Genomic DNA, 12,137 nt, shown 5'->3' with positions numbered 1-12,137 from the left:
GGCTTCCCGCGCGCCTTTTCTTCCACCGGAAGGCCGGTCATGCGTCCAATCCTGTTTCTGTTGGTCTTCGGTGTCACCGGGCTTGCGGTGCTGGTGTCGCTGGGCAACTGGCAGGTGCGCCGGTTGCACTGGAAGGAAGGCATCCTGGCCGAGATCGAGGCGCGCATCGCCGCCGATCCAGTGCCCCTTCCGACCGACCCGGACCCTGAACGCGACAAGTTCCTGGCCGTGACCGTGACCGGGCGCATGGAGCCGGGCGAGGTCCGCGTTCTGGTCTCCACACGCGATTCCGGCGCGGGTTATCGCATCATCGCCCCCTTCGTCATGCAGGACGGCCGCCGCATCCTGATCGACCGCGGCTATGTGCCCGCCATGGACAAGAACACGCCACGCGCGCTGGGGCCGATGACCGTCATCGGCAACCTGCACTGGCCCGACGAGATCGACGGCTTTACCCCCGAACCGGACCGCGAGGCGAATATCTGGTTCGCGCGCGACGTGCCCGCGCTGGCCGCCGAACTGGGCACCGAGCCGGTTCTCGTCATCGCAAGGTCGAAAAACGACCCCCGCGTGACGCCGTTGCCGGTGGACACCGCGGGCATTCCGAACGATCACCTGCAATATGCGGTGACATGGTATGGCCTCGCGCTGGTCTGGGCCGCCATGACCGGCTATTTCCTGTGGCGCAGCCGCGCCCGCAAGCAGAGCTAGAGGACATGAAATACATCTCGACCCGTGGCAACGCGCCGGAACTGAGTTTTGAAGAGGCGATGCTGACCGGGCTGGCCCGCGACGGCGGCCTGTACGTCCCCGCAACGATTCCGCGGATGAGTGCCGAAGACATCGCCGCGCTATCTGGCCTCGACTATGAGGAAACCGCGTTCCGGGTGATGCGGCCCTTTGTCGGAGACGCGTTTTCGGACGATGAATTCCGCGAGATCATCGCGCGCGCCTATGCGAAATTCGGCCACATCGCCCGCGCGCCGCTGAAACAGCTGGCCCCCAACCATTTCCTGCTGGAGCTGTTCCACGGGCCGACGCTCGCCTTCAAGGATTTTGCCATGCAGCTGATCGGCCAGTTGTTCGAGGCCGCGCTGGAACGGCGGGGCGAGCGGGTGACCATCGTCGGCGCCACCAGCGGCGACACCGGATCCGCCGCGATCGAGGCGTTCCGAGGGCTGGACGCGGTGGACGTATTCATCCTGTTTCCGCATGGCCGGGTCAGCGAGGTGCAGCGCCGGCAGATGACCACGCCGGAGGACGCGAACGTGCACGCGCTGGCGGTGGATGGCGATTTCGACGACTGCCAGGCGCGGGTCAAGGACATGTTCAACGACTTCGCCTTCCGCGACGAGGTGCGCCTGGCCGGCGTCAACAGCATCAACTGGGCGCGGGTGCTGGCGCAGGTGGTCTATTACTTCTCTTCCGCCGTGAGCCTCGGCGCGCCGCACCGGCAGGTGAGTTTCACCGTGCCCACGGGCAATTTCGGCGACATCTTCGCGGGTTTCATCGCCAAGCGGATGGGGCTGCCGGTGGACCGGCTCGTGGTGGCGACCAACCAGAACGACATCCTGCATCGCTGCCTCTCGGGACAGGGCTATTTCAAGGGCGAAACCCAACCCTCGATCAGCCCGTCCATGGACATCCAGGTCAGCAGCAATTTCGAGCGCGCCCTGTTCTATGCCTACGGGCAGGACGGCGCGGCGGTGACGCAGTTGATGGAAGAGCTGAAATCCGGCGGCTTCAACGTCAGCCAGGGTGCGCTGGAGGCGCTGCGCGAGGATTTCGATTCGGGGGCCGCGTCCGAGGAGGAAACGCTTGCCACGATCGCGGCGACGCTGCGCGACAGTGCGGAGCTGGTCTGCCCGCACACGGCCGTGGGCATCAAGGTGGCCAACGAGACCCGCGATCCGGCGGTGCCGATGATCACGCTGTCCACGGCGCATCCGGCGAAATTTCCGGAGGCCGTGGAACGGGCCAGCGGCGTTCATCCGCCCCTTCCCCCGCGTATGTCAGACCTGTATGACAGGCCGGAACGGCTGACCCGGATCGCCAACGATCTGGCGGCCATCGAGGATCACATCAGGGGGCATATCGCCAGGTGAGCGTTCAACTGCACCGACTGGACAACGGATTCCGTATCGTCAGCGAACACATGCCCGGCCTGCAATCGGCGGCCATCGGAATCTGGGTAACCGCCGGCGGCCGGCACGAACGGCTGGAGCAGAACGGGATCGCGCATTTCCTCGAACACATGGCGTTCAAGGGCACGGCCAACCGGACGGCCCTTGAGATCGCCGAGACGATCGAGGACGTGGGCGGTTACATCAACGCCTATACCTCTCGCGAGGTCACGGCCTATTACGCCCGCGTGCTCAAGGATGACGTCGCCTTGGCGCTGGACGTGCTGGCCGACATCCTGATGAACCCGCTTTTCGACCCGGCCGAGATCGAGGTGGAACGCGGCGTGATCCTGCAGGAGATCGGGCAGGCCAACGACACGCCAGACGACGTGATCTTTGACTGGCTCCAGCAGGAAAGCTATCGCGATCAGCCGCTTGGCCGCACGATCCTGGGGCCGGCGGAACGCGTCAGCGCCTTTTCGCGCGAGGATCTCGCCCGCTTCGTGGGGGAACATTATGGGCCGGGCCAGATGATTCTGTCGGCGGCCGGCGCGGTGGACCACGACCAGCTTGTGAACCTGGCCGAGCGCTATTTCGGCCACCTGGACCCGCTTGCGCGGGCCGAGGCCGATCCCGCGCGGTTTACAGGCGGGGAAACCCGCAGGCCCAAGGATCTGGAACAGGCGCATTTTGCGCTGGCGCTGGAAAGCCCCGGCTACCGGGATGACGCGATCTACACGGCGCAGATCTATGCCAGCGCGCTGGGCGGAGGCATGTCGAGCCGGCTGTTCCAGGAGGTGCGCGAGCGGCGCGGCCTCTGCTACACGATCTTTGCGCAGGCCGGCGCCTATGCCGACACCGGCAGCACCACGATCTATGCCGGCACCAGCGGCGAGCAGATCGCCGAACTGGCCCGCATCACCATCGACGAGATGAAGCGCGCCGCCGAGGACATGACGCCGGAAGAGGTCGAACGCGCCCGCGCCCAGATGAAGGCGGGGATGCTGATGGGGCTGGAAAGCCCCTCGAATCGTGCCGAGCGTCTGGCCCGGCTGGTGCAGATATGGGACCGGGTGCCGCCGCTCGAGGAAACCGTGGCGCGGATCGACGCCGTGACGCTGGCGGATGTGAAGACGTTCGCCGAGCACATGGCAGCGAAGGCGCCGGCGGCGCTGGCGCTCTACGGCCCGGTGGAACGCGCGCCGGGCCTGTCGGAACTGCAGGAGAGGCGCGCCGCCTGATGTCCGCCTGATGCTGCTCGGCAAACGCAAGCTAAAGATCGAGACGGAACGTCTTACCCTGCGCCCTCCGGTGCATTCGGACTTTCGCGCCTGGGCGCGGCTGCGCGAGGAGGGGCGCGACTTTCTGGCCCCGTGGGAACCCGCCTGGGCCGACGACCACCTGACCCGCAAGGCGTTCACCAACCGGGTCTACTGGGCTCAGAGGTCCGTGGCCAACGGCTCGGCCGTGCCGCTGTTCCTGATCCGGCGCGAGGATCAGACGCTGCTGGGGGCGATCACGCTGGACAATATTCGCCGTGGCCCGGCGCAGGCCGGCACCCTGGGATACTGGACGGGCCAGCGATATGCCCGCCAAGGATACATGAGCGAGGCGGTCTGCGCGGTCGTTCACTATGCCTTCACCCGGCTGGACCTGAGCCGAATCGAGGCCGCTTGCCTGCCGGAAAACACCGCTTCGCGCGGGCTGCTGGAGCGCTGCGGGTTCAAGTATGAAGGCGTTGCGCAATCCTATCTGCAGATCAACGGGCGCTGGCGGACGCATGTTCTCTATGCCTGTCTGCGGTCGGATCGGCGCGGGCGGACGGACGCGGGTTAACCAGCTGTTATCCTTGCGCCCCTAGCCTTTCGGACAAGGACTGAAAGGAGGGCTCCAATGGACGATTCGGACATTTTCTCGTTGCCGCACCACATGCCGACGCCGTCGCGGCCGCTGATGGGGTGGACGATCCTGGTGGTCGAGGACAGCCTTTATGCCTCGGACGCGGTGCGGCTGCTGTGCCTGCGCAGCGGGGCGCGGATCCGGCGGGCGGATTGCCTGGCCTCGGCGCGCCGCCACCTTCAGGTCTATCGACCCTCGGCCATCATTGTCGATCTGGGCCTGCCGGACGGGTCCGGTCTGGGCCTGATCGCCGAATTGAACGCGGCGGTTCCACGGATCCCGGTCATCATCGCCGTATCGGGCGAGGACACGGTCGCGCAGGCGGCGCTGGATGCGGGGGCGGACAGGTTCCTGGCCAAACCGATCCATTCGCTGGCGCAGTTCCAGGAGGCCGTCCTGTCGGGCAGCGAATCGGACGCATCAAGACCCCTTGTCCTGCGCCATGCGGGCGATGTCACGGTCACGCCCGATCCGGTCGCCTATCGCGATGACATGGCCCATGCCGAAGAGATACTGCGCGACGATTCGGAGGACGCCGCTCTGGACTATGTGGCCCGCTTTCTGGGCGGCGTCGCGCGCAGCGCCGGGGACAGCGCGCTCGAACGCGCGGCGGCGCATGTGATCGAGGCTCGCGCGAGCGGCATGCCGGTGACGCCCTTCGCCGCGCAGATGGCCGGTCTGGTGCGCGAGCGCATGCAGACGACCGACAAGACCCTGGTCGGCATGGCGGGCTGAGCGTAGCGCCGGAGCGCCGCGACGCCCCGCAACCCGGCCTCAATTCCAACGCATGCGGAGGCTTGGCCCGGTCCGGACTGGCCAAGAGCCGGAAAGGTCCGGCGCGCCCCGCCTGGCCTTTATGCCTGCAGCGGCTTGACGTTGATTTCACCGGTGGCCTGGGCCCGGATCGCAAGCGCCGCAGCATGGCTGCCGGCGGCGGTGGTGAAATAGGGGATCCTCGCGCTCAGAGCGGCCGAGCGGATGTCCTTGCTGTCCTCGACGGCCTGTGCGCCTTCGGTGGTGTTCATCACCAGATCCACGCCGCCATCCTTGAGCAGATCGACCACGTTCGGCCGGCCTTCATAGACCTTGTTGACGACCTCGCAGGGGACGCCGTGCTGTTCCAGCCAGCCATGCGTGCCCCGCGTGGCAACGAGCGAAAAGCCCAGCTCGACCAGCGCCCGGGCGGCTTCGAGCATCAGAGCGCCCTTGTCTTCGTCCTTGATCGAGATGAAGGCCCGGCCTTTGCGGGGCAGGGTCATGCCCGCGCCCATCTGCGCCTTGAGAAACGCGCGCGGGAAATCGCGGTCCCACCCCATGACCTCGCCCGTCGAGCGCATTTCCGGCCCCAGAATCGTGTCCACGCCGGGGAAGCGGTTGAACGGCATCACCGCCTCCTTGACCGAGAACCACGGCATCATCGGATCGGCCAGCGTCATCGGATCGGCCAGTGGCAGCGTGGTGTCGTAGTCGGCATCCGCGTCATAGGGCGGGCGCATCGGGAAATTGGACAGCGGCTCGCCGGCCATGATCCGCGCCGCGATCGACGCGATCGCGCTGTCGGTCGCCTTGGCCACGAAGGGCACGGTGCGGCTGGCGCGCGGGTTCACCTCGATCAGGTAGATTTCGCCGTCCTTCACCGCGAACTGTACGTTCATCAGACCGACCACGTTCAGCGCTCGCGCCAGCGCCTCGGTCTGGCGCTTGACCTCGTCGATGATCTCGGCGGGCAGCGAATGGGGCGGCAGCGAACAGGCGCTGTCGCCGGAATGGACGCCAGCCTCTTCGATATGCTGCATGATGCCGGCGACATGCACGTCCTTTCCGTCGCACAGCGCATCCACATCCAGCTCGGTCGCGCCCGAAAGGTAGCTGTCCAGCAGCACCGGGCTGTCGCCTGACACCACCACCGCCTCGGAGATGTAGCGTTCGAGCTGCGCCATGTCGCGGACGATCTCCATCGCCCGACCGCCAAGGACGTAGGACGGGCGGATCACCAGCGGGAAGCCAATTTCCCCGGCGATCTTCAGCGCCTCTGCGTCGGTCGAGGCAATTCCGTTGCGGGGCTGCTTCAGGCCCAGATCCTGCACCAGTTTCTGGAACCGTTCGCGGTCCTCGGCCAGGTCGATCGCGTCCGGGGTGGTGCCCAGGATCGGAATGCCCGCATCGTGCAGCGCATTGGCCAGCTTGAGCGGCGTCTGCCCGCCGAACTGGACGATCACGCCGTGCAGCGTGCCCTTCTGCTGCTCGACCCGCAGGATTTCCATGACGTGCTCAAAGGTGAGCGGTTCGAAATACAGCCGGTCCGAGGTGTCGTAGTCGGTCGAAACCGTCTCGGGGTTGCAGTTGACCATGATGGTCTCGAACCCCGCGTCCGACAGCGCAAAGCAGGCATGACAGCAGCAATAGTCGAACTCGATCCCCTGGCCGATCCGGTTCGGCCCGCCGCCGAGAATCACCACCTTCTTGCGGTCGCTGGGGCGGGCTTCGCATTCGACCTCGCCCATCATCGGGGTTTCATAGGTCGAATACATGTAAGGGGTCTGCGCCTCGAACTCGGCGGCGCAGGTGTCGATCCTCTTGAAGACAGCCGTCACGCCCAGGTTGTGGCGGGCGCGGCGCACGTTGTCCTCGTCCCGCCCGGTCAGCTTCGCCAGACGCGCGTCGGTAAAGCCCATCATCTTGACCGCGCGCAGCCCTTCTTCGGTCACCGGCAGACCGTTCCGGCGGAGGTCTTCCTCGGCTTCGACGATCTCGCGGATCCGCGCTAGGAACCAGGGGTCGAAATGGGTGACGGCCTGGATTTCGTCATTGCTCAGCCCGTGGCGCATGGCCTGGGCTATGGTGCGCAGCCGGTCCGGCGTCTGCAGGCTGAGCGCCTTGATGATCGCCGCCTTGTCCGGCGCGCCGGGAATATCGATCTCGTCAAAGCCGGTCAGGCCGGTTTCCAGCGAGGCCAGAGCCTTTTGCATGGATTCGTGGATGGTCCGCCCGATCGCCATCGCTTCGCCCACCGACTTCATGGCGGTGGTCAGGTAGGGTTCAGAGCCCGGGAACTTCTCGAAGGCAAAGCGCGGGATCTTGGTGACGACATAGTCTATGGTCGGCTCGAAGCTGGCGGGCGTGACCTTGGTGATGTCGTTGTCGAGTTCGTCCAGCGTATAGCCGACCGCCAGCTTGGCCGCGATCTTGGCAATCGGAAAGCCGGTCGCCTTGGACGCCAAGGCCGACGACCGGCTGACGCGCGGGTTCATCTCGATCACGACCATGCGGCCGGTCTTGGGATCAACGGCCCATTGCACGTTGGAGCCGCCGGTTTCCACGCCGATCTCGCGCAACACGGCGATCGAGCCGTTGCGCATCATCTGGTATTCCTTGTCGGTCAGCGTCAGCGCCGGTGCCACGGTGATCGAATCGCCGGTATGGACGCCCATGGGATCGACGTTCTCGATGGAACACACGATGATGGCATTGTCCGCCTTGTCGCGGACGACCTCCATCTCGTATTCCTTCCAGCCCAGAAGGCTTTCGTCGATCAGGATCTGGCCGACAGGGCTGGCGTCCATGCCCGTGCGGCAATAGTGAACATAGTCTTCGTGGTTGTAGGCCACACCACCGCCGGTGCCACCCAGCGTAAAGGCGGGGCGGATGATCGCCGGCAGTCCGATGTTTTCCAGTTCGGCCAACGCCAACTGCACGCCTGCGTCCAGATCGAACTCGCCATTGTCGCGTTTGGGGGCGGTCACGATCGTGGACCGGGGGTTCTCCAGCCCGATCCGCTCCATCGCTTCGCGGAAAAGCTTGCGGTCCTCGGCCATTTCGATCGCTTCGCGCTTGGCGCCGATCATTTCCACGCCGAACTTTTCCAGCACGCCCATTTCTTCGAGGGCTAGCGACGTGTTCAGTCCCGTCTGCCCCCCCATCGTCGGCAAAAGCGCGTCAGGGCGTTCCTTCTCTATGATGCGGGCGACGACCTCGGGGGTGATGGGCTCGATATAGGTTGCATCGGCGAGCCCCGGATCGGTCATGATCGTCGCGGGGTTCGAATTGACGAGAATGACGCGATAACCTTCTTCCCTCAGCGCCTTGCAGGCCTGTGCGCCGGAATAGTCGAACTCGCAGGCCTGTCCGATGACGATCGGCCCCGCGCCAATGATCATGATCGACTGGATGTCGGTTCTCTTCGGCATGGCCCGTTCCTTCAGATTTTCGAGTCGCCAGCAGCGCCCGTGCGCCCAAATTGTCCTGCGTTATAGGGATGGGCGGAAAAGGTGCAAGCCCCCAAGAAGGGCGGTGCGACTTTAGCGGGCGGAACCGGGGCTCTGCCCCGGACCCCGGGGTATTTTTTACCAGAAAGAAGCGAAAACGCCTTTGCTTCTTTCTGGTTCCAAATACCCCCGCCGGAGGCATGGCCCTGCTCCCGGCCTCGGGAGCAGGGCATACATAAGAGCGTGGCGGCCCTTTGGTGCCGCAGCCGATTGAAGGGTCTTATTCGGCAGCCTTGCGGTCGTCGATTCGATCTTCGCCCGCATATAGATAGTCCCGCGTGATCGGCAGGGCATCAATGCGTTTTCCCAATTGGAACTGGAACACCGCCTGCTTGTCCTCTTCGAAGGTCATGTAGCAGGCGATAAGGTAGTAGCGCCACATGCGGACGAACCGTTCGTCATACTTTCTGCGCACTTCGTCGAGATGCGCATCGAACCGTGCCAGCCAGTGGCGCAGGGTCATCGCGTAGTGCAGGCGCAGAACCTCGACGTCGTAGTTCCAAAGGCCGGCGCGTTCGATTGGGCCGGCCAGTTCGGACATCGACGGTATATAGCCGCCGGGAAAGATGTACTTGGTGATCCAGCGGCTTTGGGCGAACGGAGGCGAGCAGGCGCCGATCGTATGGATCAGGGCAATGCCGTCCGGTTCCAGCAGGTCCGCCACCTTGCCGAAATATTCGCCGTAATGCGGCACGCCGACATGTTCGAGCATGCCCACCGAAACGATGCGATCGAAAGGCCCTTCGACGGTGCGGTAGTCCTGCAGGCGGAAATCGATACGGTCCGACAGCCCGGCGGCATCGGCGCGTCTGCGCGCGGTGGCGAGCTGGTTTTCCGACAGGGTCACGCCGGTGACCCGGGCGCCGCAGTCACGCGCCAGGGTCATCGCCATTCCGCCCCAGCCGCAGCCGATGTCCAGCACCCGCATGCCCGGCTCGATCCTCAGCTTGGCGGCGATATGGGCTTTCTTTGCGGCTTGCGCCTCTTCCAGCGTCATGTCGGGATGGGCGAAATAGGCGCAGGAATACTGCATGTCCTCGTCCAGGAACATGCGGTAGAGGTCATCCGAGATATCATAGTGATGGGCGACGTTCCTTTGTGCGCTGGATTCGGTGTTCCGCAATATCCAGGTCTGGGCGAAATAGCGCAAACGGGTGGCCCAGCGAACCCAGGCCGGCATCCGGCTTTCCTGCCGGTTGCGCATCAGAACCCTCAGCAGCCCTTCGAGGTCGTCGTTCTCGGGCAGGATGGTGCCATCCATGTACCCCTCGCCAAGCGCCAGTTCGGGATTCAGGCAAAGGGCGCGGATGGTGGCGCGGTCGGTGATGCGCACGCGCGCGGCCGGCGCGTCATCCGGACCGTAGACTGTTTCCCGTCCGTCCGGATATGTCACCACGAGCTGCCCCGTGTGGATCAGCTGCGATATCATTCGGTGAAAAACCGTCTCCCACATCGGTTCCTCCACGTGCAATCTTGCAGACATTCCCCCAATTGTTCGGCAAACACGTTACACCAGGGCCGCGAATTCACAAAGTGAGTTGCGATTTCGGGCTGCTTCGGGGTGCGGCCCTTGACTTCGGGCGCCGGTCGGGCTGTATCGGCCCGACGTTTCAACGCCCGAGGGATCATGTCCATGCACGCCTATCGCACCCATACCTGCGCCGAACTGACCAGCGCCGATGTCGGCCAGACCGTCCGCCTGTCCGGCTGGGTCCACCGGGTCCGCGACCACGGCGGTATCCTGTTCATCGACCTGCGCGATCATTACGGCATCACGCAGGTGCTGTGCGACCCCGACAGCCCGGTCTTTTCCGAGGTAGAAAAGGTGCGCGCCGAATGGTGCATCCGCATCGACGGCACCGTGAAGGCGCGCGATCCCGAACTCATCAACCCCAAGATCCCGACCGGCGAGATCGAGGTTTTCGTCCGCGACATGGAGGTGCTGGGCCGCGCCACGGAGCTGCCGCTGCAGGTGTTCGGCGATCAGGAATATCCCGAAGAGACGCGCCTGCGCTATCGCTATCTCGACCTGCGCCGTGAAGCAATGCAGGAGAACATGAAGCTGCGCTCGGACGTGGTGGCCAGCATGCGCCGCCGGATGTGGGAGATCGGCTTCCGCGAATACCAGACGCCGATCATCACCGCCTCCAGCCCCGAGGGCGCGCGCGACTTCCTGGTGCCGAGCCGCCTGCATCCGGGCAAGTTCTACGCGCTGCCGCAGGCGCCGCAGCAGTTCAAGCAGCTGATCATGGTCAGCGGCTTTGACAAGTACTTCCAGATCGCGCCCTGTTTCCGCGACGAAGACCCGCGCGCCGACCGCAGCCCCACCGATTTCTATCAGCTCGACATGGAGATGAGCTTTGTCACCCAGCAGGACGTGTTCGACACGGTCCAGCCGGTGATAGACGGCATCTTTGAAGAGTTCGGCAACGGCGCCAAGGTGGACAAACACTGGCCGCAGATTTCCTACAAGGACGCCGCACTTTGGTACGGCACCGACAAGCCCGACCTGCGCAACCCGATCAAGATGCAGGACGTGAGCGAGCATTTCCGCGGCTCGGGCTTTGCCATCTTCGCCAAGCTGCTGGAGCAGGAAGGCACCGAGATCCGCGCGATTCCGGCGCAGGGCGGCGGCAGCCGCAAGTTCTGCGACCGCATGAACGCCTATGCGCAGAAGGAAGGCCTGCCGGGGATGGGCTATATCTTCTGGCGCGAGGGCGAAAACGGGGTCGAGGCCGCCGGTCCGCTGGCCAAGAACATCGGGCCCGAACGCACCGAGGCGATCCGCCGGCAACTGGGCCTGGGCAAGGGCGATGCCGCGTTCTTTCTTGGGGGCAAGCCCAAGAGCTTCGAGGCCTTCGCGGGGCGCGCCCGCAACGTGATCGGCGAAGAGCTTGGCCTGACCGAGAAGGACCGTTTCGCCTTTTGCTGGGTCGTCGATTTCCCGATGTATGAAAAGGACGACGAAACCGGCGAGATCGATTTCAGCCACAACCCGTTCTCGATGCCCCAGGGCGGGCTCGAGGCGCTCGACGGCGACCCGCTCGAGGTGCTGGGCTGGCAGTATGACCTGGCCTGCAACGGTTACGAGATCCTTTCGGGCGCGATCCGGAACCACCGGCTGGACATCATGTTCAAGGCCTTTGGTCTTGCCGGTTATGACGAGGCCGAGGTGCGCCGCCGCTTTGGCGGTATGGTCAACGCATTCCAGTATGGCGCTCCGCCGCACGGGGGCTGCGCGGCCGGGATCGACCGGATCGTGATGCTGCTGGCGGGAACCTCGAACATCCGCGAGGTCATCATGTTCCCGATGAACCAGCGCGCCGAGGATCTCATGATGTCGGCGCCCAGCGAGCCGAGTCCCGAACAGCTCATGGAGCTGGGGCTGCGAGTGATCCCGCAGGACTGAGGCCCCAGGCCCCGCACCGGAATACGCAACACCCGATCATCGAACCCCGCGGCGTCCCGCGGGGTTTCTTTTTTGTCGAGGAAGGGGAGGGGGCCGCGGATACAGGAGCGCTTCGGCGGCTTGATTCTGCTGGAATCTCTGGGCCGCGCGGGGGACTCTTGGGGTCGTCCTGCCGCGATGCTCTATATCTGGTGTCAGTGCAAACAGGTCTGCGCAATTTTCCTGCGCAGAGAGGTGGGTTCTGCGCAATCGAATTTCCCCAAGTCATTGATTTCGTGTCGCCAATCGAAAAATTCGGGGTTTGGCCGATTTTTTTCAAAAAGGGGGTTGCGGACCCCCGCGGTTCTCCGTAAATACGCGCTCACCGGCGGCGCTGAGGCGCGGTTGGGACGGCCGGCGGGCCTGAGAGGCGAGGGTCTTGAGGGGATCGCGGGTTGGACA

The 12,137-nt window shown here is 64.7% G+C and carries 9 protein-coding genes; 7 read left to right on the top strand and 2 right to left on the bottom strand.

Features of this window, described 5'->3' with window-relative positions:
* The first annotated feature begins 39 nt into the window (after positions 1–39).
* From C4S70_RS16020 to C4S70_RS16000, 5 genes are read left to right on the top strand one after another with little or no spacing between them, the layout of a single operon-like run.
* Entirely contained in the window at positions 40–711 is a 672-nt protein-coding gene (locus tag C4S70_RS16020; RefSeq protein WP_104009118.1) for an SURF1 family protein, read from the top strand.
* A 5-nt stretch (positions 712–716) separates the two neighbouring features.
* Positions 717–2,105 carry a threonine synthase gene (gene thrC / locus C4S70_RS16015; protein WP_104009142.1) on the top strand — a complete coding sequence of 463 codons (1,389 nt, stop codon included), beginning with the start codon at positions 717–719 and terminating at the stop codon, positions 2,103–2,105.
* The gene (locus C4S70_RS16010; RefSeq protein WP_104009117.1) at positions 2,102–3,364 is read left to right on the top strand and encodes a M16 family metallopeptidase; all 1,263 of its coding nucleotides are present in this window, start codon (positions 2,102–2,104) and stop codon (positions 3,362–3,364) included. The genes thrC and C4S70_RS16010 overlap by 4 nt, the downstream gene beginning before the upstream one ends.
* Positions 3,365–3,374: 10 nt before the next feature.
* A complete protein-coding gene (locus C4S70_RS16005; protein ID WP_200822784.1) occupies positions 3,375–3,959 on the top strand; it encodes a GNAT family N-acetyltransferase in 585 nt (194 codons plus the stop codon).
* 57 nt (positions 3,960–4,016) lie between these two features.
* On the top strand, positions 4,017–4,757 hold the full coding sequence (locus C4S70_RS16000) for a response regulator transcription factor (protein WP_104009115.1): 741 nt from the start codon (positions 4,017–4,019) through the stop codon (positions 4,755–4,757).
* A gap of 119 nt (positions 4,758–4,876) precedes the next feature.
* Here the strand turns inward: C4S70_RS16000 and carB are convergent, their stop codons facing one another.
* Together carB and C4S70_RS15990 are read right to left on the bottom strand one after the other, a co-directional pair.
* A complete protein-coding gene (gene carB, locus C4S70_RS15995) occupies positions 4,877–8,209 on the bottom strand; it encodes a carbamoyl-phosphate synthase large subunit (RefSeq protein WP_104009114.1) in 3,333 nt (1,110 codons plus the stop codon).
* 298 nt (positions 8,210–8,507) lie between these two features.
* Positions 8,508–9,740 (bottom strand): SAM-dependent methyltransferase, encoded by a 1,233-nt coding sequence (locus C4S70_RS15990; RefSeq protein ID WP_104009113.1) that lies wholly within the window; start codon positions 9,738–9,740, stop codon positions 8,508–8,510.
* A gap of 180 nt (positions 9,741–9,920) precedes the next feature.
* Here C4S70_RS15990 and aspS point away from each other — a divergent pair, with 180 nt between their 5' ends.
* Both aspS and C4S70_RS19215 read left to right on the top strand, forming a co-directional pair.
* A complete protein-coding gene (gene aspS / locus C4S70_RS15985; RefSeq protein WP_104009112.1) occupies positions 9,921–11,696 on the top strand; it encodes an aspartate--tRNA ligase in 1,776 nt (591 codons plus the stop codon).
* A gap of 120 nt (positions 11,697–11,816) precedes the next feature.
* The coding region (locus C4S70_RS19215) for a hypothetical protein (RefSeq protein ID WP_235003860.1) at positions 11,817–12,137 on the top strand (321 nt) is incomplete at its 3' end.

It is taken from the genome of Jhaorihella thermophila, from assembly GCF_900108275.1.
GTDB lineage: Bacteria > Pseudomonadota > Alphaproteobacteria > Rhodobacterales > Rhodobacteraceae > Jhaorihella > Jhaorihella thermophila.
Note: the sequence above shows the minus strand (reverse complement) of the source record. Positions and strands in the feature narration are given on the sequence as shown.